The sequence below is a fragment of the Streptomyces sp. Tue6028 genome, from assembly GCF_002300165.1.
GTDB classification, from domain to species: domain Bacteria; phylum Actinomycetota; class Actinomycetes; order Streptomycetales; family Streptomycetaceae; genus Streptomyces; species Streptomyces siamensis.
The window spans coordinates 295,584-317,339 of record NZ_MLCE01000031.1 but is presented as its reverse complement, the minus strand read 5'-3'; the positions used below and the strand labels follow the sequence as shown (position 1 = coordinate 317,339).

The window sequence follows — 21,756 nt, the reverse complement described above, 5'->3', positions numbered from 1 at the left end:
GCGACAGGTGCGACCACCTCGCGGCGTGGGACCGCTCCCGTGGCGCAAACAGGGCCTGTCCGGGCCCGGGAGAGGCTCCGGCCGCACCGGACGGAAGGGGCCCCCGAGGCGGAAACGGCCCCGGACGGCGCGCGGGAGCGCTCCCCTTCTGCGGCTGTCCATTCACTCCGCGCTGCACTGAAATGACTTATGCGGCACGCTTGTTATTTCCCTCACCATGTCGACAGTCCGAAATTCAAAGAGTCGTTGCCTAATATTGGCCCGGACACGACACACGAGGGGAGCGGTGACCGTGCGAGGGGACTTCAACGAACCTGCCAGACCCCGCCCCGACCTGGTCATCGGCCGGGAGGAACTCTTCACCGAGGCGCGTGCGCAACTCTCCGGCGGTGGCAGTGTGCTGCTGCACGGCCCCGCGGGAATAGGAAAGTCGACCGTCCTGCGGTCATTGGCCGCGGAATGCGCCGAAACGGCACGGACCGTGTTGAGGTGCTCCGCCACCGAGTCCGAATCCCATCTCCCGTTCCTCGCGCTCGCCGACCTCTTCGGCCTGGTGGTCGACGAGGTCTCGGACGGGCTTCCCGCCCCGCAGCGCACGGCTCTGGAGTCCGCCCTCACCGGCCGCGGCGAGTCCACCCTCCAGCGCGACGGTCTGGCGCTGCGGCTCGCCGTGCTGTCCGTGCTCCGCGCCCTGGCCGCCCGAGGCCCCGTGCTGATCGTCGCGGACGACCTCCAGTGGCTCGACCCGGCCAGTGCCGAACTGCTCGGCTTCGCCGCCCGCCGCCTCGGCGGTGTGCCCGTACGGATGCTGTGCGCCGTACGCACCGAGACCGAGTCGCAGGAACTGCAGACGGACCGCTATCTACGCCAGTCTCCTCCGGACACCGTCGCCCTGCGGATCAACCCGCTCACCCGCGCCCACGTGGCCCGGCTCCTCGACCGGCGCGGCCACACCGGCCTGTCCCGCTCGACCGTGCGGGACATCCACCGCACCAGCGGCGGCAATCCCCTCTTCGCGCTCGAACTGGGCCGCGCCCTCGCCGAGTCCCGCACCCCGCCGAGTCCGGGCGAGCCCCTCCCCGTGCCGACGTCCCTGCGGGCGCTCGTCCTCAGCCGGCTGGACATGCTGTCCGCGGAGGCCCGTCGCACCCTGCTCGTGGCGAGCGCGGGTGCCCGGCCGACCCTGGCGCTGCTGCACGCGGCGGGCCGCGTGAACGCCGAGGCCGACACCGCGTCGGCGGCGGCGCTCGGACTGCTCGCCACGGAACGCGAGACACCGGGCATCCGGTTCGCGCACCCCCTGGTGTCCGCCGCCCTGTACGCGGAGGCGAGCGCCCAGGAGCGGCGGGCCGCGCACGCCGCCCTGTCCACGGCCGCCTCCGACCCCATCGAACGCGCCCGGCACCTCGCCCTGGCGACCACCGGGACGGACCCGGGCGTCGCCGCCCGGCTCGGTGACGCCGCGGCCGCCGCCCGGGACCGGGGCGCGCCCTCCGTCGCCGCGGGCCTCGGACTGCTGGCCGCCCGGCACACCCCGCCCGACGCCGTGCCCGGCCCCGACCAGCGTCGCCTCCAGGCCGCGGAGGACGCCCTGACCGCCGGAGAGACGGACCTCGCGCGGGACGTCGCGCGTCAGGTGTTGTCCCACGCCACCGGGCCCGCGGACCGGGTACGGGCCTGGATCGTCGTCATCGACGCGGCCGGACAGGCCATGGCGGAGGTCGACGCGGTCTTCCCGCAGGCGCTCGCGGACGCGGGCGAGGACCCCGGCCTGCTCGCCCTGGTCCGCTACCAACTGGCCTGGCGTGCCCTCCTCGTGGAGGGCGAGATGGCCAAGGGACGCGAGGAGGCGGCGATCGCCGCGCGGCTCGCGGCGCGCGCCGGCGACCGGCGCACCGAGCTCCTGGCCCTGGGCTTCCAGGCGCAGATGGAGACCCTGATGGGCCACCCCGGCGCCCCGGGAACCATCCAGCGGGCGATGCGCGAGCCGCAGGACCCGCGCGTGGCCTGCGACCACAACGGCGCGGGTGCCGCCCGCTTCCGCTGGCTGATCATGGGCGACCGGCTGGCCGAGGCCCGTACGACGATCACCGCGCTGCTGCGCGAGGCGCAGCGCCGCGGGATGGTCGAGAGCGAGGTGCACTTCCTGCGCGGGCTCGCGGAGACCGAGCTGCGCGCCGGGCACTGCGGCCGGGCGCTGGACCTGGCCAGGGAAAGTCTGCGGCTCGCCCGTGACACCGGGATCGGGGAGGCGGCCACCGCCATGTTCACCTCGCTCGCCGAGGCGGCCGGCGGCGACGTGGACAGGGCGCTCGCGCTCGCCCGGGAGGCCGTGGACCGCGCCGAGGAGGACGGCGACCTGGTCTACCTCTCGCGCGCCCTGGGTGCCCTCGGGCACGCCCGGCTGGTCGCCGGTGACGCGGCCGGGGCCGTGCAGTCCCTGCGCCGGGTACGGGAGTTGGAGGGCAATCTCGGCGTCGTCGATCCCGCTCGCGGACGCTGGCACGGCGACCTCGCCGAGGCACTCGTGCGCGTGGGGGAGGTCGTGGAGGCGCAGGACGTCATCGACGTGACCCGCGAGCGGGCGCTGCGGCTGGAACGCGAGAGCGTGCTGGCGGTCCTGGACCGCGCCGAGGCCCTCGTCCGCGCCGTCCGTGGCGAACAGGGGCCCGCCGAACGACAGTTGGCCTCCGCGCAGGACCGTCTCGCCAAACTGGGCTACGGCCTGGAGGAGGCCCGCGCCGCGTACGCGCTCGCCGCGCTGCGCACCTTCCCCCACGCCCTCGGCTTCGCGCGGGCAGGAGGGACCGCTGTGCCCGGCCCCACCCCGTACGACGAGGCGGCCCGGCTCTTCCGTCGCTGCCGGGCCCTCCCCTGGCTCCGCCAGGTCGAGGCGGCGTCCGCCGCGGATGCGCCCGCGCCGCCGCTCGCGCCCGCGGCCCTGGACACCCTCGCGGCGACCGAGCGACAGGTCGCCGCGCTCGTCATGGAGGGCGCCACCAACCGCGAGATCGCCGCGCGGCTCTTCATCAGCGTCAAGACGGTCGAGGCGACCCTCACCCGGGTGTACCGCAAGCTGGGGATCCGTTCCCGGGTGGACATCGTGCGTCTGGCGGCGGAGCGCAGACCGGGCTGACGCGCCGCCCGACCGAACGGGACCCGGCGGGCCGGCGGACCAGGCGCACCCGGCCGGAGACCACCGGCCGACCGGAACCGCGACGGCCCCGAGAACCCGGCCGAGCGGAACACCGGCCGAGCGAGGTCCCGGCACGGCGGACAGCCCCGCTCCGGGAACGTCCGGCACGGGGGGGGCGACCCGGCTCCGGGAACGCCCGGCCCGGCGGAGACCCCCTCTCGGCGGCCCCCGCTCGACGAACATCCCGCTCGCCCGGCACCCGGCACGGCGACCACCCCGCTCGCCGGACGTCGGGGAACGGGTCCGGGCCCGCGCGCACGACCCGTTCGGCCGAACCCCGCCCCGCGTACGACCCGTTCGGCCGAGCGGGTCCGAGGAGCGGGTCCGTTCGGCCGAACGGGCGTACCAGGAGCGCCCCTTGCATCCGAACGGAGCAGCGTGGCCGCCCCGTTCGGCGCAACGGCGCGGGCCGGCGGAGCGTTCGGCCGAACGGCCGAACGGCGGCCGAGCCCCGTCACAGGACCAAACGGGCGGCACAGCACACCAAACCCCACCCCGCCCACCCAAGGGTTTTCCCTCCCCCAATCCCCCTAGGGGGTTCCCTCATTGGGCAGCGGCGGCAACCGCTCCTAGCGTGATCCACGTGCCGCTCGCTCGGGCACACGGCTCCCCAGCCAGGGGCGTCGTGCACCACCCCCCACCCGCGCGTCCCCCCACCGGCAAACCTCCGAGGAGACCCATGTCCGGGCTCAACCGCGCCAAGAAGACAGCCGCCGTCTGTGCGGCGACCGCTGCCGCCGCCACGACCGCCCTGCTCGGCGCCCCCTCCGCCGTGGCCCTCCCGCAGCCGATCGTCGGCGGCACGACGACCACGACGACCGCGTACCCGTTCATGATGCAGATCACGGACGCCTCCCAGAACCAGTTCTGCGGGGGCACCCTGGTCGCTGCGAACAAGGTCGTCACCGCCGCCCACTGCATGGTCGGCGAGACTACGGGCAGCGTCCGCGTGGTCGGCGGCAGAACCTATCTGAACGGCACGAACGGCACCGTCAGCAAGGTCAGCAAGATCTGGATCGACCCCGACTACACGGACGCCTCCAACGGCGACGACGTGGCCGTACTGACCCTGTCCACGTCGATGCCGTACGCCACCGCGAAGTACGTGTCCTCCTCGGACACCGGCGTGTACGCGACCGGCGCCACCGCCCGCATCGTCGGCTGGGGCACCACCTCCGAGAACGGCGCCTCCTCCAACCAGTTGCGCACGGCGACCGTCCCGATCGTGTCCGACTCCGGCTGCGCGAGCTCGTACGGCTCGGACTTCGTGGCGTCCGACATGGTCTGCGCCGGGTACGCCTCGGGCGGCGTCGACACCTGCCAGGGCGACAGCGGCGGCCCGCTGCTCATCGGCGGTGTCCTGGCGGGCATCACCTCGTGGGGCGAGGGATGCGCCGAGGCCGGCTACCCGGGCGTCTACACCCGGCTGACCACGTTCTCCGGCCTGGTGACCGCACAGGTCGCCTCCTAGCCGGCGCCCGCCCCGGCCATCGGGCCGGCCATGAATTCCTGAGGTACACCTCAGGTGAGAGCCAGGGGGCGCTGCGAGCCTCCACGAGCGGTCCGCAGCGCCCCCTGTCCAACCCCTCTACTTGTCGGCGGTCAGCTTCCCCGCGGTACCCCAACTGTCCGCCGGCACCTCGTGGATCCACACCTGCACCGACTCGGCCGGGATCCTGTACGCGTCGACGAAGGCGTCGGTGACACGCTTGACGAGGTCCCGCTTGAGCTCGGCATCGCGCGGACCCTGCTGGACGGTGACGATGGGCATCGCTGAACTCCCTTGCGTACGGCGGCTCGTGCCGCTTCGTGCGGACGGGAACAGTCCATCGCGCGGGGCGCGGCCGGCCAAGGAGCAGACCGAGAGCGCAGCGATCAGTTCCCGTGATCGCCGCAGGCCGCGAGCAGCGCGTCCCAGTGCGGCGGGGGTGCCGCGGCATGCACCGCGAGCCCCGTGGTCAGCGTGAGGCCCGGCGCCCGGAACGGCACGAAGGCGACCCGCGGCGTCTGCACGACGCGTGCGTGCGAGGCGTACACGACCGTCCACAGCGGGCGGCTGCCGATGGTGGCGAGGGTGTCCTGCAGCGATCCGCTCACCGGCCCCGCCGGCGGTTCGAATCCGGCGTCGTGACAGGCGCCGATCACCAGGTCGACGAGCGCGGGGTTGTGGCGGCGCTCGGTGATGCTGAGCGGCAGCGCGGCCAGCTCGCCGAGGTCCAGCGTGTCCCGCGCGGCGAGCGGATGGGTGGCCGGGACGGCGGCGACCAGCGGGTCGGGCCACAGGGGCACGATCCGCAGGCCGGGCGCGGGCTCCGGGGACCGGACGAACGCCGCGTCCAGACGCCCGTCCGCGACCTGCGCGAGCCGCTCCCGCGCCGGCACGGAGACCAGTTCGACCGGCACTCCGGGGGCGAGCCGCGCGAACGCGGCCAGTACCCGGTCCAGATGCTCACCGAGGCCGGTGCTGGTCCCGATCCGCAGGCCGTGGCGCGGGGCGACGGCCGCACGGGCCCGGTCGGCCGCGGCGAGCACCGCACGGGCCTCCGGCAGCAGCCGCTCCCCCGCGCCGGTGAGCCGCACGTGCCGCGGCGAGCGGTCGAAGAGTTCGGCGCCCAACTCCCGTTCCAGGCGCCGGATCTGCTGGCTCACGGCGGACTGCACGATGTGCAGCCGCTCCGCCGCCCGCCCGAAGTGCAGTTCTTCGGCGACCGTCACGAAATAGCCGAGCTGCCGCAGTTCCATGCCACGGACTGTAGGCCGCGCCGAGCACCGGCTGTTTGAATGGGGTCCCTTGGGGGTGATGGGCATGGTGTCCACGGACCGTTTCCTGGCCTTCGCCGCGATGTCGCTGCTGGTGATCGTGATTCCCGGACCCAGCGTGCTGTTCGTCATCGGGCGGGCGCTCGCGCACGGCCGGCGCACCGCGGTGGCGACGGCGCTCGGCAACGTGGTCGGCTCGTACCTGCTGGTCGTAGCCGTCGCCTTCGGGATCGGCTCGCTGGTGGAGCGTTCGGTGACGGTGTACCTCGCCGTGAAGCTGGCCGGCGCGGCCTATCTCGTGTTCCTGGGCGTGCAGGCGTTCCGGCACCGCAAGGAGATGAAGGCCTCCACGATCCGGACGGACGCCGCGGCTGCGCCCCGTGGCGACCTCCGCACCCTGCTGGACGGTGCGCTCGTGGGGGTCACCAACCCCAAGGGCATCGTCTTCTTCGCCGCGGTGCTCCCCCAGTTCGTCGACCACGCGGCGGGGCACGTGCCGTTGCAGATGCTGCTGCTCGGTCTGGTCCCCATCTCGATCGGCCTGGTCACGGACACGCTGTGGGGCCTGACCGCGTCGGCGGCCCGCGCCTGGTTCGCCCGCTCCGACCGCCGTCTCTCCCTCATCGGCGGCGCGGGCGGCTTCACGATGATCGGGCTCGGCGTGACGGTGGCGGTGACGGGCCGGGCGGACTGACTCCCGGGCGAGCCGGCGGACTTCAGGCCCGTACGACGGTCCCGAACCGGATGTCGTACGTCTTCCCCGGCTCCCCCTCGTGCAGGACGCCGAGCATCCGCTGCCCCTCCTCGGTCACCTCGGCGCGCTGCGCCCTCGTCAGGGTGCCGAACGGCTCGATGACGAGGGCGTCCTCCGTCAGCTTCCACACCCCGGCCAGGAAGCCGTCGACGAGCAGGGTGCAGTACGCCTGGTTGCCCTGCCAGGAGCGCCCCTTGAGGTCGGCGGGCACCACCCGGGTGCGGTCGGCGTGGGACAGCAGCAGATTGTCGAACTCGGGCAGGAACCGCGGCGGGGCGGGGGTGTCCGCGTCCGGGCGGGGCGCGTCGGGGAGGTCGAAGAGTTCGACGCCGTGTTCGTCGCGGAAGACGAGCAGCCGGGGCCGGAGCCGTTCGAAGACCTCGCGCAGGCGAGTCAGGCCGGCCCAGGTCTGCATGTCCTTGACGGAGGCGGGGCCGAAGGCCCGGAGATAGCGCAGGACGGTCTCGTCGGGAGCCGGGGCCGGTTCGGCGGGGCGGCCCAGCCAGTGTTCGGCGGTGGTGAGCGCGACCTGCCCGCTCTGCCCCCACAGGCCGCGCGGGGTGACCTGGACGAGCGGCAGCCGGCAGCGCGCGGCGACCGACAGCGCGAAGGGATCGGCGTCCGGCCAGTCGGCCAGCAGCGCCTCACGCAGCTGCTTCATGGTGCGCGGCTCCGCCTCCACCAGTTCACGGGCGACCGCGGCGAGCCGGTCCAGGTCGACGCCGGTCAGCCCCTTGCGGAAGCCGACGAGCTCGCGGTCGCGGGCGGCCTGCACGAGGGGGCGCAGGGTGAGGGCGTCGTCGGCGGTGTGGGTGTGGATGGTGGAGCGCAGGGTGACGATGCGGACGGCCTCCCGGTCGGCCATGAGCCGGGACAGCGCCTTCGGGGCGAATCCGTCGAGGCGGGCGGCGAGCGCGTAGTACGGCGGCTTCACGTTCTGCGCCTGGAGACCGAGCAGGTGCTCGACGGCGGCCTTCGCGGACAGCGGGGAACGGCGCAGCAGCAGCTGGCGGTCGAGGGTCGCGCGGTTGAGCGCGCGGGTGCCGAGCACGGGGGCCGTCGTGGTCGTCTTCGTCATGCTCCGCACGCTAGCCCCACTTGCGGACAATCTCTGTCCTCGATTCTCACCGGATCCCCGAGGGAGCGGGCGCCCCAGGCCGTTTGCCCCGTATATCCTGCTCCGTGATCACACAGACGCGCGTTCGACGGAGGAGGCAGCCGCGATGTCCGACCGACGCGCCCGCCCGACCTCGAAGAACGGCCGCGACGCGGGCGAGGCCGCGGACGCCCGGGGCGGGAAGGACACCCGGATGTCCGCCTGGCGGCGCGCCCTGAACCCGCCCGCCGCACCGCCCTCGTCGGCCTCCGCGCCCCGCTCCGGACCGCCGGCGCCGGAACCCGCCGACATGGGCAGCGTCGTGCAGGCGGCGCTGTACCGCGACGGTGTCCGCGTCTCGACGCCCGCGTCGCTGGCCGACACCTTCCGTGAGCTGCGCGAGCAGCCGGCCGGGATGGCCTGGATCGGCCTGGCCCGTCCCACCGAGTCCGAACTCCTGTCGCTGGCGGCGGAGTTCGACCTGCATCCGCTGGCCGTCGAGGACGCGATGGAGGCCCATCAGCGTCCGAAGCTGGAGCGCTACGGCGAGACCCTCTTCGTCGTGCTGCGCGCGGCGCGGTATCTGGACGCGCCTGAGGAGGTCGACTTCGGCGAGCTGCACGTGTTCGTGGGGCCCGACTTCGTGATCACGGTCCGGCACGAGGCGGCGCCGGACCTCTCCGCGGTGCGCCGCCGCATGGAGGACACCCCGGAGCTGCTGAAGCTCGGCCCGGAGGCCGTGCTGTACGCGATCCTCGACTCCGTCGTCGACGGGTACGTGCCGGTCGTCGCCGGCGTCCAGAACGACATCGACGAGATCGAGACCGAGGTCTTCCGCGGCGACCCGGAGGTCTCCCGCCGCATCTACGAACTCTCCCGGGAAATGGTGGAGTTCCAGCGCGCCACCCGCCCGCTGGTCGGCATGCTGCACGGCCTGATGGCGGGCTTCGCCAAGTACGGCACCGACGAGGAGCTCCAGCGCTACCTCCGTGACGTCGCCGACCACGTCACCCACACCAGCGAGCGGGTCGACGGCTTCCGCCAGGCCCTCACCGACATCCTCACCGTCAACGCCACCCTGGTGACGCAGCAGCAGAACGCCGAGATGCGCGCGCTGGCGGAGGCGGGCTTCGAGCAGAACGAGGAGATCAAGAAGATCTCGGCCTGGGCGGCCATCCTCTTCGCGCCGACCCTCGTGGGCACGATCTACGGCATGAACTTCCAGAGCATGCCGGAACTGCACTGGGGTTTCGGGTACCCGTTCGCGATCGGCCTGATGGGCGTGGTGTGCGTGAGCCTGTACGTCATCTTCAAGCGGCGCGACTGGCTCTAGGCCGGCCCGGGACCGGTCCCGGCGGGAGAGCCGGGGCGTCCGTCCGGTGCCCGGAGCCGGGTGCGTATGCTCGCCGCCGTGTCCGCACGACCAGGAGGAGCACGGTGTTCGAGTACGAGAAGGACGGCGCGGCGATCTACCGCGAGTCCTTTGCCACCATCCGCGCCGAGGCGGACCTCGCGGGACTGCCCGCCGACGTCTCCCAGGTCGCGGTGCGGATGATCCACGCCTGCGGGATGGTCGATCTCGTCGGTGACATCGCGTACTCGGCCGGTGTGGTGGCCCGTGCCCGAGAGGCCCTGCGCTCGGGCGCGCCCGTTCTCTGCGACGTGTCCATGGTCGCCAGCGGTGTGACCCGCAAGCGGCTGCCCGCCGGCAACGACGTGATCTGCACCCTGTCCGACCCTGCCGTGCCGGACCTGGCCGCGAAGCTGGGCACCACGCGCAGCGCCGCGGCACTGGAACTGTGGCGGGACCGGCTGGAGGGTGCCGTCGTCGCGGTCGGCAACGCGCCCACCGCGCTGTTCCGGCTGCTGGAGATGATCGAGGAGGGTGCGCCCCGTCCGGCCGCCGTCATCGGCGTCCCGGTGGGTTTCGTCGGCGCCGCCGAGTCGAAGGACGCGCTCGCCGCGCACCCGTCCGCCCTGGAGTACCTGGTCGTCCGGGGCCGTCGCGGCGGCAGCGCCATCGCGGCCGCCGCCCTCAACGCGATCGCGAGCGAGGAGGAGTAGCGGGCTGATCGGCCCGCCGCGCCGCAGCCGACACGACAGGGCGATCAGCTTCACCCGGCGCCGTACGACTTCGGTCGGCGCCCGCCCGCGAGGAGCCCCCTGGGCGCAGGTCGGCGCCCGTGTACGAGGAGCCCCTCGGCCCGAGTCGGCACGGCGTACGGCGAGCCCCTCGGCCCGAGTCGGCGCCCGTGCGCGAGAAGCGGGCGCCGGTCAGCGGCCGTGCGTGAGGAGCCAGTGGGCGGCCTCGTCCGGGCCCGCGGCGCAGCGGACGCCCTCCGGCAGCGGCGGGCGCCGTACGACGACCACCGGCAGGCCCGCCTCGCGTGCCGCGCGCAGCTTCGCGGCCGTGGCCGCGCCACCGCTGTCCTTGGTGACCAGGACGTCGATCCGGTGCCGGCGCAGCAGCTCGCGCTCCCCTTCGAGCGTGAACGGGCCGCGGTCCAGGACGACTTCCATGTGCCGGGGGTGCGGGGCCTCCGGCGCTTCCACCGAGCGGACCAGGAATCGGATCGCGTCGAGGTGGGCGAAGGCGGCCAGCCCCGTCCGGCCCGTGGTGAGGAACACCCGCCGCCCCAGCGCGGGCAGCAGCCCCGCCGCCTCGGCGAGCGATCCCGCCTCGTACCAGTCGTCGCCCTCTTCGGGGACCCACCCGGGTCGGCGCACGGCGAGCAGCGGAACGCCGGTGCCGGCCGCGGCCTCGGCCGCATGGGCGCTGATCGTCCGGGCGAAGGGGTGTGTGGCGTCGACGAGCGCGTCCACCCGGTGCGCGCGCAGCCACGCGGCCAGTGCCCCGGCCCCGCCGAAACCGCCCACGCGCACCTCGCCCGGTGGCATCCGGGGCGCGGTCACCCGCCCTGCCAGGGAGGTGGTCACCCGCAGCTGCGGAGCCCGGTCCTTCAGGGTCTCGGCCAGGCGGCGGGCCTCGGTCGTCCCACCGAGAATCAGTACGTGCACGGTGCTTCAGTTCCCTTCTCCGTCCGCCCGATTCTCCGCGTCCTGCCCGGCCACGGTCCGCAGACGGGCCCCGAGGCGTTCCACGGCCGACGGGTCGCGCGGGCTCTCGACGAGGTCGGCGTGGTCGAGGAGGACGACGGCGCCGAGCAGGACGCGCGGCAGCCGGATCTCCCGGACGATGGTGTAAGGGGCGGCATCCTCGGCGTGCACGGTTCCGCCGGTGGCGCCGGCCCAGAGGAACCGGAGGACCTCTCCCCAGCCGATGCCGGCGGCTCGGAGTCCCACCCCGCCCACGAGCGACACGAGCAGCAGGAGTCCCAGGACACCGACCGTCGGCGGGACGGGTGTTCGGCCGGGGTGTCGGCGCACACGGTCGGCGGTCCTTCGCCTCGGGCCGCGGGGCACCGAGCAGGAGTCGGCCCGGGCGGCACACGCCGCCGCGCGGTCCCCTCTCGCAGTCCACGGCGAGCAGTCAACGGGTCGCGCCACCCTCGGGCGATCGGGCTCGCGCGACGGACCGTCCGGTCCGCGCGCACACCGTTGCGGGTCAGCGCCGGATTCTCACCGGACTTCCCCCGCGGGAGGCCAGGGGAGCCTAACAGAGGCCATCGGCGGGCCCGGGTGCCGTTCCCGTCCGGGCCGCCCCCGGCCGCGTGGGACCGGGCCGGGGTGTCAGAGCCGTACGACGACCAACGCGATGTCGTCGCGGGCGCCGCCGATGACGCCGAGGCGGCCGAGCAGTGCGTCGGCGAGGCGCTCGGGACCGAGCCGGCTGCAGGCCGCGAGGGAGTCGGTCAGCCGGGCGAGGCCCACGTCGATGTCCTCGCCGCGGCGCTCGATGAGCCCGTCGGTGTACAGGACCAGGGTGTCGCCCGGGTCGTACAGGAGGCCGACCTGGGGGCGGGCCACGTGTGCGGGGCGGGCCCCCAGTGGTGGGTCGGTGGCGCGGTCCAGCAATTGGAAGGTGCCGTCGGTGTGCAGCAGGACGGGCGGTGGGTGACCGGCGCTGCTGTACAGGATCCGCCGCCTGCGGGTGTCGATGAGCACCGACACCGAGGTGGTGACCAGCGCGCCCTCGACCGAGCGCGCGTACAGGCCCAGCACCTCCAGGGCCTTCGCGGGACCGTCCACGGTACGGGTGGCGGCGCTCAGGGCGCTGCGGAGCATGCCCATGACGGTCGCCGCCTCCAGGCCGTGGCCGACGACGTCGCCGACCGAGACGGAGAAGCGGCCGCCGGGCAGGTCCACGACGTCGTACCAGTCGCCGCACACGTTCAGGGAGCCCACGGCGGGCAGGTAGCGCACGGCTATGTCGGTGTGCCGGTCGAGATCCGGGGAGTGCAGCATGGCTTCCTGGAGGGTGACGGCCACCTGGCGTTCGCGGGCGTGGGCCTGGCGCAGCTCCTCGTTGAGGTGCTGGAGCTCCCGGGCGCGGGCGTACAGCTCCGCCTCGACCTCCTCGCCGGGCGTGCCCACGCTCTCCTCTCCGCGCCCGTCCGTGTCCCCGCTCCGTTGCCGGTCGTGTGAGCGGCGTTGTTGGACGAAGGCGGTGACGTCCTCCACCCGGTGGATGATCCAGGCCACCTTGCCGTCCGGGCTCAGGACGGGGGTGTTGATCGGGGACCACCAGCGTTCCTCGAACTGGCCGGGCCGGAGGATGATCGGGATGTCGTACTTCTGCAGCGCCATGGTGTCCGGCTTGCCGGATTCCAGGACCCGGCGCAGGGAGGCCCCCAGATTGCGCACGCCGTCCGCGTCCGGGTCGGACGGGTTGTCGGGGAAGGCGTCGAAGATGTACTGGCCGAGCAGGTTCTCACGTGTGCGGTCGGTCGCCTCCAGGTAAGCCCCGTTCACGTCGACGATCACCAAGTCGGGTCCCAGTACGAGATAGGGACTCGGCGTGGCCGCGAAAAGCGCCGCGTAGTCGATCTCAGGTGACGTCACGTGATTCCCACCGGTCCTAGTGACCCGCCTTCTCCTAATCTAGGAGCCCTCCGTCGGTCGCGCCCGGTCACGGGGCGGAGTCGCGCCGCGGGGCCGGTGCCTCCGTGCGGGGCGGGCCCGCAGCCGCCCGGACCGGCGGGCGGCGGCCCCGCCGTGCCCCCCCCCGGCGTCGATGTGAGCCCTGCGGGGCCCTCGCCTCCCGGTGTCCCGCGCCCCGGCCCGGCGGCCCGCAGCGCTCGCCTCCCGGTGTCCCGCCACGCCCGCCCCACGGCACCCGGGCACCCTCGCCTCCCCGGCACACCAGGGCCCGCACCTCACCGCGTCCCGGGGCCCGCACCTCACCGCGCCCCGGGGCCCGCACCTCACCGCGCTCCGGAGTCCGCGCCCCATGCCCGGTGCGGGTCGTGTCAGCCGGTGTCGAAACCTGTCGAAAGCGTTGACGTGTCCTTGCCGGAAATCTATCTTCTGGTCGACTCTTCGCACGATGCACGGTATTTCGAACAACAGGACCGTCGACCGTCCTGCGCCCGGCAGCCGGCCCCATCGAGACGAGGAACGCCCGCCATGACACCCCTGTCCCGACGCTCACTGCTGCGGTCCGCGCTGGTCGCCACCGCGGCCCCCGGAGTCGCGTACGCCGGCTCCGGTCCGGCGGCCTCCGCCGCGCTCCCCACGCCGACCTCCTGGGCCGTCCGGCCCTTCCCGCTGAGCGAAGTCACGCTCGGCGAGGGCGTGTTCGCCGCCAAACGCGCCCTCATGCTCGATCACGCCCGCGGCTACGACGTCGACCGGTTGCTCCAGGTGTTCCGCGCGAACGCCGGGCTCTCCACCCGCGGGGCGGTCGCGCCCGGTGGCTGGGAGGGCCTCGACGGCGAGGCGAACGGCAACCTCCGCGGCCACTACACCGGGCACTTCCTGACCATGCTCGCCCAGGCGTACGCCGGGACCGGCGACCGCGCCCACGCCGAGAAGGTCGGCTCCATGGTCACCGCGCTCACCGAGGTGCGCGAGGCCCTGCGACACGAGCCGCGCGTCCTCGGCGTCGCGGGCAGGTTCGGCACCGCCACCGAGCACGTCCGGGGCTCCCACCTGTACGTCGACCTGCCGGCCGGAGTGCTCGGCGGCGCCCACGCGATCACCCTGTCGGCCTGGGTGAGGCCGAGCCACGACGCCGCCTGGGGCCGCGTCCTCGACTTCGGTGACGACACCACCCGCTACCTCTACCTCGCCGCCCGCAACGCGGACGGTGTCCCCCGGTTCGCCGTCACCACCGCGGGCCCCGGCGGGGAACAGGGCCTGGACGGCACCGCCGCGCTGCCCCTGGGCGAGTGGAGCCATCTCGCGGTCACGATCGCGGACGGCACCGGCACCCTCTACGTCGACGGAACCGCCGTCGCCCGCAACCCGGCGATGGCCCTCACGCCGGCCGCCCTCGGCACTCTGCGGAACAACTGGCTGGGCCGCTCGAACTTCTCCTCCGACCCGGTGTTCGCCGGTGCCTTCGACGAGTTCAACATATGGCCGCGGGCGCTGACCGGCGAGGAGATCGCGGCGCTGCGGGGCAGCCGGGCCGCGGACACCTCCGCGGGCCGCGGCGACCTGGCCGCGTACGCCTTCGACGAGACCGCCGGTTCCGCCTTCGCGGACGGCTCCGGCCGCGGGCTGGACGCCACCCTGCGCCGCACCTGGGGCGGGCCGAGCCATCCCGGGTTCCTCGCGGCGTACCCCGAGACGCAGTTCATCCTGCTGGAGTCGATGACGAGCGGCGACTACACCAAGGTGTGGGCGCCGTACTACACCGCCCACAAGATGCTGCGCGGACTGCTCGACGCCCATCTGTACACCGGCGACGAACGGGCCCTCGACCTCGCCTCCGGGATGTGCGACTGGATGTACTCCCGGCTGTCGCGGCTGCCCCGCGCCACCCTCCAGCGGATGTGGGGCATCTTCTCCAGTGGCGAGTTCGGCGGCGTCGTCGAGGCGGTCTGCGACCTGCACGCCCTCACCGGCAACGCCGAACACCTCGCGCTGGCCCGGCTGTTCGACCTCGACAGGCTCATCGACGCGTGCGCGGCCGGCGACGACGTCCTCGACGGACTGCACGCCAACCAGCACATCCCGATCTTCACCGGACTGCTGCGGCTGTACGACGCGACGGGCGAGCGGCGCTACCTGGACGCCGCGACGAACTTCTGGGACATGGTCGTCCCGGGCCGGACGTACGCGATCGGCGGCACGAGCACCGGCGAGTTCTGGAAGGCCCACGGGGTGATCGCGGGCACGCTCGGCGCCACGAACGCCGAGACCTGCTGCGCGTACAACATGCTCAAGCTCAGCCGGATGCTGTTCTTCCACACGCGGGACGCGAAGTACATGGATCACTACGAACGGGCCCTGTACAACCAGGTGCTCGGTTCGAAGCAGGACAAGCAGAACAAGGGGGACGCGGAACGGCCGCTGGTCACCTACTTCATCGGTCTGGAGCCGGGCCATGTGCGGGACTACACCCCCAAGCAGGGCACCACCTGCTGCGAGGGCACCGGCATGGAGAGCGCCACCAAGTACCAGGACTCGGTGTACTTCACGGAGGCGGACGGCAGCGCGCTCTACGTGAATCTGTACAGTCCGACCACGCTGACCTGGGCCGAGAAGGGCGTCACCGTCACCCAGACCACCCGCTATCCGAGCGAGCAGGGCGCCACGCTCGTCGTCGGGGGCGGCCGTGCGGCGTTCGAGATGCGGCTGCGGGTGCCGGTGTGGGCGGGCGACGGGTTCCGGGTGACCGTCAACGGCCGTGCGGTCGACGGGACTCCGGTGCCCGGCAGCTACTTCGGCGTGTCCCGGACCTGGCGGCCGGGCGACACCGTCCGTGTCGTCGTGCCGTTCCGGGTGCGGGTGGAGAAGGCCCTGGACGACCCGTCCCTCCAGGCCCTGTTCCACGGGCCCGTCAACCTGGTCGCCCGGAACACCTCCACCGACCTGCTGCCGTTCGGGCTCTACCGCGACGCGGCCCTCTCCGGCGACCTGCTGCCCACGCTCACCCCCGTCACCGGGAGACCGCTCCACTACACGCTGGACGGCACGGAGTTCGCCCCGTTCTCCGAGGGGACCGAGGACCCGACGCACGTCTACTTCAGGCGCGCCGAACCCTCGGTGGTGTTCGGCGGCACCGACTCCGGCGTCGCCAACCCGGCCCGGGAGGACGGCGCCACCCTGCTCGACGAGATCTGGGCGGCGGCGCCCTTCGGCGGAAAGAGCGCGCTGGTGCGGCGGGTGCGGGAGACGGTGGACACCTGGGTGTCGGCGGGACTGCTCTCCGCGGGCGACGGCCGGAAGGTGGTCGACACGGCGCGGAACGCCTCCTACGCGCGGGCAACCTGACCGGCGCTCCGCGTACGCCCTCCGCGCCCGCCGGGACTCGGCGTGGGCCCTCCGCCGGGCTTCCCTGAACGTCCTCCCGCGCGCCGGAGCCCCGCGGGCTACCAGGCCCGCAGCGGTTCGCCCGCCACCAGCCGGGAGGTGAAGCCGTCCGGGCCCACCGCGGGTTCGCCGAGGAGCGTGACGCGGTGCATCACGCGGTCGGCGCCCAGCTGCGCGAAGTCGGTGGGCGCGAGGTGGCAGGTGGTGCGGTTGTCCCAGAAGGCGATGCTGCCGGGCTCCCAGCGGAAGCGGACCGTGTACTCGGCGCTGGTCAGGTGCTCGAAGAGCAGGTCGAGCAGGCGGCGGCTCTCCAGTTCGGAGAAGCCGACGACGCGGGTGGTGGAGCCGGGGCTCACGAACAGCGCCCGCTCCCCCGTCTCGGGATGGACGCGGACGACGGGATGGACGGCGACCTGCGGGTCGTCGCAGTACAGCTTGAGGATCTCGCGGTCGCGCGCGTCGGAGTGGCGCAGGTGCACGCCGGTGAAGAAGGCGTGCTCGGCCTGGAGCGAGTCGACGAGGTCCCGCAGCGGCCGGGACAGGCCCTCGTAGGCGGCCACCGTGTTGGTCCACTGGGTGTCGCCGCCGAACCAGGGTGTCCGCTCGGCGCGCAGGATGGAGGCGGCGGGCGGATTGACGGCCTGGGTGAGGTCGCTGTGCCAGCCGGCCAGCGGGGAGACCCACTTGCGGCGGTAGTGCTCCTCGAAGTCGCTGCCGTAGCGCTCGGTGTCCGCCTTCGGGTCGACGGTGAGGATCTCCGGGAAGCCGTCGGGGGCGACGCCGTGCTTCTTCCCGGGCCGTCGCGTCAGTTCGCCGAAGAGCCGTCCGAAGGCGACGTGCCGGGCGTGCCCGATGTCGGGGCCGCGGAAGAAGACGACGCGGTGGGTGAGCACGGCCTGCCGGATCTCGGCGATCGTCGCCTCGTCCAGGTCGTCGCGCAGATCGATCCCGGAGATCTCGGCGCCGATGTGGCCGGCGACCCGGCGCACGTCGATGCGGGTGGCGGGCGCGCCCGCTTTCGTGGACACGGTCATGATGCTGCCTTCCGTACGAGGGATGGAGGACCGCTCAGCCGACGTGGACCGCCCACTGCATCCACAGCGGGAGCAGGAAGAGGGCCGCGACCGAGCTCTTGATCACGAGGGCGGCCGACAGGTCGACGCCGATGTCGTAGCGCTGGGCGAAGAGGAACAGGTTCTGCGGGGCGGGCATCGCGGCGATCAGCACCAGGTAGCGCAGCCAGTCGCCGCCGACGCCGAAGACGGCGCCGCAGACCACCCACGCCATCAGGGGGAAGACGACGCACTTGAAGCCGACCAGCGCGATCTCCTCCCTGGTGGTGCCCCGGATGCCGAGGCCGCTGCCGCCCAGGTGCAGTCCGAGGGCGAACAGCGCCACCGGGGAGGCGCTGTCGCCGACGAACGAGAAGGCGTCCAGCGCCGCCTTCGGGACGTGCACCGAGAGCAGGTTGAGCAGGATCCCGGCGTTGCATGCGAGGACGACGGGTGTGACGAGGGAGGCCCCGACGGCCCGTAGCAGCGTCCGCCCTCCCGGCGCCGCGGCCCGGCCGCCCGCCGGCCCGCCGAGTTCCATGACGGAGACGACGACAAGGGTCAGGACGCACACCTGGAACAGCAGGACCGGGAAGACGGGCGCCGCGTCACCGAAGAGCGTGATGAACACCGGTACGGCGAAGTAGGCGGTGTTCACCTGCACCCCGGCCATGATCCGCAGCGCCACGCCCCGCGGGTCGCGGACACCGCGCAGGCCCGCGAGGGCGGCGACGGCGAGGATCGCGAGGGCGGCCGTGGTCGCGTAGGCGAGGACGGCCCGCCAGTCGAACAGGGCGCCGAGATCGCTGCCGTAGATGTTGCCGAAGAGGTAGCAGGGGACCGCGAAGAGGAACGCGTAGTCGGCGAAGGCCCGCGAGCTGTCCGCGGACACGGCCTTGTGGCGCGCGAGCAGCGCTCCGCAGCCGAAGGCCAGCACCACCGGCACGAGTTTCTCCAGCGCCGTCAGCGACCCCATGCGCGGGCGGCCTCCCCCGCGGTGGTGAGGGCGCGGTAGCCGGTGACCATCCGCCGGACCAGGTCGTTGCGCCGCGGCTCGTAGGTGTGGTCGTCGATCCGTGACACGGGCAGCACCTCGCAGGCCGTGCCGCAGACGAAGGCGCCGTCCGCCTCCCGTACGAAGTCGGGACTCAGGTCCTCCACCGCGCAGGGAATGTTGGCGCGGCGCGCCAGCTCCAGGATCTGGGCGCGGGTGATGCCGTCGATCGTGCACCGGGTGGTCGGTGTGTGCAGGGCGCCCGCGCGGGTGAAGAAGAGGTGCGCGCCGGTGGCCTCGGCGATCAGTCCGGCGTCGTCCAGCAGCAGCGCGTCGTCGTAGCCGGCGCGCAGCGCCTGGTTCTTGCTGACCGTGCCGATCATGTAGTTCCCGGCGGCCTTGCTCTTGACCGGCGCGAACTGCGGAGAGGGCCTGCGGTACTCGGCGGTCCGCAGGGCGATGCCCTGGTCCTGGGCGTCGGCCGCCGCGTAGTAGCCGGCCGGGATCTCCCATGCGGCGACCGACGTGTGCACGGAGGTGTGCAGTGCCGCGGTCTGGATGACCTCCGAGCCGCGCCAGGCGTTCATCCTGACGTATCCGTCGCGGATGCCCGCGCGGGCCACGACGTCGAGGGTCGCCGCGTGCAGGACGTCGTCGTCGTGCTCGAGGTCGAAGTCGAGCAGCCGTGCCGAGGCGCGCAGCCGCGCGACGTGCTCGCGCAGCAGGAACGGGGCGCCGCCGTACACGCGCACGCCCTCGAACACGCTGCTGGCGTAGTGGAGTCCGTGGCTGAGCACGTGCAGGCGGGCCTGCGCCCAGGGGACGTGCGTACCGTCGAGCCAGATCTCGCCGGTGCGCCGGTCGAAGGGAATCAACGGGTCTCCTCAGAGCGCCAGGTCGAAGAGCGGGTGCTGGAGGTCGCCGACGAGGGCGACGAAGCGGCGCTCGTGCGGGGTGACGCTGCGCACCGAGACCCCGTGCAGGGCGAGCGGGTTGATCGGGTACATCACCAGGACGTTGCTGTCGTAGGTGATGGTGCCGACCTCCTCGACGTACTTCGGGTCGATGTCGAAGCGGTTGTCGCCGTACTCGGACGGGCTCGTGGTGAACCGGTGGGCGCCGTCGCGGTACTTGTAGAGCTCCAGGTGGCCGCCGGTGGCGTCGTCGTCGGGCCGCTTCATGTAGAAGAGACCGCCGAAGAGCTTGTACGGCTTGTCGACGTGCGGGCCGCGGTAGGAGGAGGGGCGCCCGGTGACCGCCGAGTTGATGACGGCGGTGCAGTCCATGAGGATGTCGTGGGTGTCGAACGTGTCGTGGTTGCGGCGGCCGACACGCAGCGAGCGCAGCGGGCCGCACCGGTTCTCGGTGTCCGGCAGCGCGGCGATCAGGTCGTCGCGGAACAGGTCGAGGAACTCCCGGTAGAACGCGGGCGAGGCGTGGTACGTCGCGAAGTCCTTCCACACCTGCGGCATGTCGTCGTCGCGCAGGATGTGCTCGGACATGTAGTTGTAGCGCTCGTTCGAGGTGATCGGCTTGCCGATGCGGGTGCCGATGTACTCGGCGGTCGGCATGGTCGTGGCGAGGGCCTCGTAGAGGGCGGGACTCAGCGGGTCGCGCAGGACGACGTGCGGGAACGGGTCGCGGCGGATGTCGGCTTTCGTCGCCTTGCCGAGGAGTGACTCGACGGCGAGCGTGGTCGTCGGGGTGTGCGGCATCTGCGGTGCTCCTTCGGGTCAGGGGTGGAGGTTTCTGGTGGCGAACCAGGTTTCGAGGACGAGCAGCGACCACAGGACCCCGGCCGTGTGCGCGTCGGGCCGCTCGGTCTGCATCCGGAACAGTTCGCGTACGGTGTCGCGGCGGACATAGGCCGCGCAGCGGGTGCGGGGGCCGAGCAGGGTGTCGCCCACGAGGTCGTACAGCGCCTCGCCGGGCCTGATCATCGCCGTGACGGGCAGGGTGAAGGGCTGTTTGGGCCGGTCGAGGACGCTGCGGGGGATCCAGCGGCGGGCGGCCTCGGCGACCGGTGCCTTGACGGTCCCGCCGACGACCTTGTGCGCGGCCGGCACGGCGTGCGCGAGCCGTGTCACGGACGGCTGGAGGAACGGGATCCGCGCCTCGACGGCGTGGGCCATGCTGAGATGGTCGACGCGCCGCAGGATGTAGGAGGGGAAGCGCCGCTCCTGGTCGTGGCGGAGCAGGGTCTCCAGTTTCCCGTGCGGGCCGGTGCGCACCCGGCGGTCGAGGGCGTCGCCGTTGCGGTCCGCGAAGTGGCCGCCTCCGGCGTGGATCCGGTGCAGGTAGTCGGGGGTGAAGAGGCGGGCCAGGGTGGCGGTGCCTGCGGCGGCCATCGTGTCCTGGTAGGCGCGCTGCCAGTTGGCGCCGTCGTCGCGGGCCGCCTTCACGAAGCGGGCGTAGCCGCAGAACAGTTCGTCGGCTCCGTCGCCGGTGAGGGCGACCTTGAATCCGGCGTCGTGCACCGCTTCGAACAGGGCGAAGGTGCTCAGGCCGTGGGGGGCGTTGTTGGGCTGGTCGAGGTGGCGGACGAACCGGTCGACCAGGTCGGGGAAGTCCGCCGGGTCGAGTTCGACCTCGTGGTGGCGGGTGCCGCAGTGCGCGGCGACCTCGCGGGCGAAGTGCCGTTCGTCGCCGGGCCAGTCACCGCGGTAGGCGATGGTGAAGGAGTGCGTCTCGGGTACGGCGTCGGCGGCCAGCGCGGTGAGATAGCTGGAGTCGAGTCCGCCGCTGGTGATGACGCAGACGGGCACGTCGGCCCGGATCATCCGGCCGAGTTCGTGGCGCAGGGTGGCGTCGAGGAGTTCGGCGGCGGAACCGTCGCGGTCGGCGGGTGTCGGCGGTTCCGGCTGCCACTGTGTGACCTCCGGCCGGGTGCCGTCGAAGCGCAGGACGCCGCCCGGCGGCAGGGCACGGACGCCGGTGTACACGGTGTCCGGTCCCCAGACGGCCCGGCCGCCGAAGTAGCGGTCGACGGTCAGCGGGTCGACCGTGCCGGGGAAGTCCGGGAAACGGGACAGGGCCCCGAGTTCGGAGGCGAAGCTGAGCCGGCGGCCGTCGGCGGACAGGTGGTAGTAGAGGGACTTCATGCCGGCGTGGTCGGTGAAGAGCTTGAGGCAGGGTTCGGCCCGACGGTCCACGACGGCGATCGCGAACATGCCCTCCAGCCGTCGTACGAAGGCGTCGCCGTGCCGCTCGTACAGCGGCAGGAGCACGTCGCCGTCGCAGTCTCCGCGGAACTCATAGCCTACGGCGGCGAGTTCGGCACGCAGTTCCCGGTGGTTGTAGATCTCGCCGTTGAAGACGCAGGTGAGGTCGCCGAGTTCGTAGGGCTGCCGGCCGTCGGCGACACCCTGGACGGCGAGGCGGTTGTTGCCGAGCGCCCAGCCGTCACCGGAGTGCAGGGTGGTCGCGTCGGGGCCGCCGTGGCGCTGGGCGCGGGCGACCGCGTGCAGGATCTCGGGGGCGACGGGCTCGCCGCCGAAGCAGCCGTGGATGCGGCACATTCGG

General features: G+C 73.1%; 17 protein-coding genes. 6 read left to right on the top strand and 11 right to left on the bottom strand.

The window, feature by feature from the left end:
• The first annotated feature begins 286 nt into the window (after positions 1–286).
• Positions 287–3,136: a helix-turn-helix transcriptional regulator gene (locus tag BKI49_RS29935; RefSeq protein WP_257005009.1), complete on the top strand. Its 2,850-nt coding sequence runs from the start codon at positions 287–289 to the stop codon at positions 3,134–3,136.
• 739 nt (positions 3,137–3,875) lie between these two features.
• The gene (locus BKI49_RS29930) at positions 3,876–4,667 is read left to right on the top strand and encodes a S1 family peptidase (RefSeq protein ID WP_095937377.1); all 792 of its coding nucleotides are present in this window, start codon (positions 3,876–3,878) and stop codon (positions 4,665–4,667) included.
• Between the two features lie 117 nt (positions 4,668–4,784).
• Here BKI49_RS29930 and dmpI read toward each other — a convergent pair whose 3' ends face one another.
• Positions 4,785–4,967 (bottom strand): 4-oxalocrotonate tautomerase DmpI, encoded by a 183-nt coding sequence (dmpI, locus tag BKI49_RS29925; RefSeq protein ID WP_095937376.1) that lies wholly within the window; start codon positions 4,965–4,967, stop codon positions 4,785–4,787.
• A 104-nt stretch (positions 4,968–5,071) separates the two neighbouring features.
• The gene (locus BKI49_RS29920; RefSeq protein ID WP_095937375.1) at positions 5,072–5,938 is read right to left on the bottom strand and encodes a LysR family transcriptional regulator; all 867 of its coding nucleotides are present in this window, start codon (positions 5,936–5,938) and stop codon (positions 5,072–5,074) included.
• Positions 5,939–6,002: 64 nt separating this feature from the next.
• On the opposite strand from BKI49_RS29920, the gene BKI49_RS29915 reads away from it, so the two are divergent.
• Positions 6,003–6,650, top strand: coding sequence for a LysE family translocator (locus tag BKI49_RS29915; RefSeq protein WP_095937449.1), 648 nt, complete (start codon positions 6,003–6,005; stop codon positions 6,648–6,650).
• A gap of 22 nt (positions 6,651–6,672) precedes the next feature.
• On the opposite strand, the gene BKI49_RS29910 is transcribed toward BKI49_RS29915, so the two are convergent.
• Entirely contained in the window at positions 6,673–7,788 is a 1,116-nt protein-coding gene (locus BKI49_RS29910; protein WP_095937374.1) for a winged helix DNA-binding domain-containing protein, read from the bottom strand.
• Between the two features lie 145 nt (positions 7,789–7,933).
• On the opposite strand from BKI49_RS29910, the gene BKI49_RS29905 reads away from it, so the two are divergent.
• Positions 7,934–9,139 carry a magnesium and cobalt transport protein CorA gene (locus tag BKI49_RS29905; RefSeq protein WP_179332622.1) on the top strand — a complete coding sequence of 402 codons (1,206 nt, stop codon included), beginning with the start codon at positions 7,934–7,936 and terminating at the stop codon, positions 9,137–9,139.
• A gap of 104 nt (positions 9,140–9,243) precedes the next feature.
• Complete coding sequence (locus BKI49_RS29900; RefSeq protein ID WP_095937373.1) at positions 9,244–9,870, top strand: precorrin-8X methylmutase; 627 nt, start codon at positions 9,244–9,246, stop codon at positions 9,868–9,870.
• 210 nt (positions 9,871–10,080) lie between these two features.
• Here the strand turns inward: BKI49_RS29900 and BKI49_RS29895 are convergent, their stop codons facing one another.
• From BKI49_RS29895 to BKI49_RS29885, 3 genes are all read right to left on the bottom strand, one after another.
• Complete coding sequence (locus tag BKI49_RS29895) at positions 10,081–10,824, bottom strand: cobalt-precorrin-6A reductase (RefSeq protein ID WP_095937372.1); 744 nt, start codon at positions 10,822–10,824, stop codon at positions 10,081–10,083.
• Positions 10,825–10,830: 6 nt separating this feature from the next.
• Complete coding sequence (locus tag BKI49_RS29890) at positions 10,831–11,193, bottom strand: hypothetical protein (RefSeq protein WP_257005012.1); 363 nt, start codon at positions 11,191–11,193, stop codon at positions 10,831–10,833.
• Between the two features lie 303 nt (positions 11,194–11,496).
• Positions 11,497–12,768: a PP2C family protein-serine/threonine phosphatase gene (locus BKI49_RS29885; protein ID WP_095937371.1), complete on the bottom strand. Its 1,272-nt coding sequence runs from the start codon at positions 12,766–12,768 to the stop codon at positions 11,497–11,499.
• 564 nt (positions 12,769–13,332) lie between these two features.
• Here BKI49_RS29885 and BKI49_RS29880 point away from each other — a divergent pair.
• Entirely contained in the window at positions 13,333–16,149 is a 2,817-nt protein-coding gene (locus BKI49_RS29880; RefSeq protein WP_095937370.1) for a beta-L-arabinofuranosidase domain-containing protein, read from the top strand.
• Between the two features lie 98 nt (positions 16,150–16,247).
• Here the strand turns inward: BKI49_RS29880 and BKI49_RS29875 are convergent, their stop codons facing one another.
• The 5 genes from BKI49_RS29875 to asnB are packed head-to-tail and all read right to left on the bottom strand — an operon-like array spanning position 16,248 to position 21,752.
• A complete protein-coding gene (locus tag BKI49_RS29875) occupies positions 16,248–17,222 on the bottom strand; it encodes a TauD/TfdA dioxygenase family protein (protein WP_095937369.1) in 975 nt (324 codons plus the stop codon).
• 34 nt (positions 17,223–17,256) lie between these two features.
• A complete protein-coding gene (locus BKI49_RS29870; protein WP_095937368.1) occupies positions 17,257–18,216 on the bottom strand; it encodes an AEC family transporter in 960 nt (319 codons plus the stop codon).
• Positions 18,204–19,109, bottom strand: a complete 906-nt coding sequence (locus tag BKI49_RS29865; protein ID WP_095937367.1) for an aminotransferase class IV — start codon at positions 19,107–19,109, stop codon at positions 18,204–18,206. The genes BKI49_RS29870 and BKI49_RS29865 overlap by 13 nt, the downstream gene beginning before the upstream one ends.
• Before the next feature lie 9 nt (positions 19,110–19,118).
• Complete coding sequence (locus BKI49_RS29860; RefSeq protein ID WP_095937366.1) at positions 19,119–19,949, bottom strand: hypothetical protein; 831 nt, start codon at positions 19,947–19,949, stop codon at positions 19,119–19,121.
• A gap of 18 nt (positions 19,950–19,967) precedes the next feature.
• Positions 19,968–21,752: an asparagine synthase (glutamine-hydrolyzing) gene (gene asnB / locus BKI49_RS29855; RefSeq protein WP_095937365.1), complete on the bottom strand. Its 1,785-nt coding sequence runs from the start codon at positions 21,750–21,752 to the stop codon at positions 19,968–19,970.
• Between the last annotated feature and the right edge of the window lie 4 nt (positions 21,753–21,756).

Bases quoted from the DNA above. Each gene is read 5' to 3' on its own strand.
- BKI49_RS29930 (WP_095937377.1), top strand. From the start codon at position 3,876: ATGTCCGGGCTCAACCGCGCCAAGAAGACAGCCGCCGTCTGTGCGGCG.
- dmpI (WP_095937376.1), bottom strand. From the start codon at position 4,967: ATGCCCATCGTCACCGTCCAGCAGGGTCCGCGCGATGCCGAGCTCAAG.
- BKI49_RS29920 (WP_095937375.1), bottom strand. From the start codon at position 5,938: ATGGAACTGCGGCAGCTCGGCTATTTCGTGACGGTCGCCGAAGAACTG.
- BKI49_RS29915 (WP_095937449.1), top strand. From the start codon at position 6,003: ATGGTGTCCACGGACCGTTTCCTGGCCTTCGCCGCGATGTCGCTGCTG.
- BKI49_RS29910 (WP_095937374.1), bottom strand. From the start codon at position 7,788: ATGACGAAGACGACCACGACGGCCCCCGTGCTCGGCACCCGCGCGCTC.
- BKI49_RS29905 (WP_179332622.1), top strand. From the start codon at position 7,934: ATGTCCGACCGACGCGCCCGCCCGACCTCGAAGAACGGCCGCGACGCG.
- BKI49_RS29880 (WP_095937370.1), top strand. From the start codon at position 13,333: ATGACACCCCTGTCCCGACGCTCACTGCTGCGGTCCGCGCTGGTCGCC.
- BKI49_RS29875 (WP_095937369.1), bottom strand. From the start codon at position 17,222: ATGACCGTGTCCACGAAAGCGGGCGCGCCCGCCACCCGCATCGACGTG.
- BKI49_RS29870 (WP_095937368.1), bottom strand. From the start codon at position 18,216: ATGGGGTCGCTGACGGCGCTGGAGAAACTCGTGCCGGTGGTGCTGGCC.
- BKI49_RS29860 (WP_095937366.1), bottom strand. From the start codon at position 19,949: ATGCCGCACACCCCGACGACCACGCTCGCCGTCGAGTCACTCCTCGGC.
- asnB (WP_095937365.1), bottom strand. From the start codon at position 21,752: ATGTGCCGCATCCACGGCTGCTTCGGCGGCGAGCCCGTCGCCCCCGAG.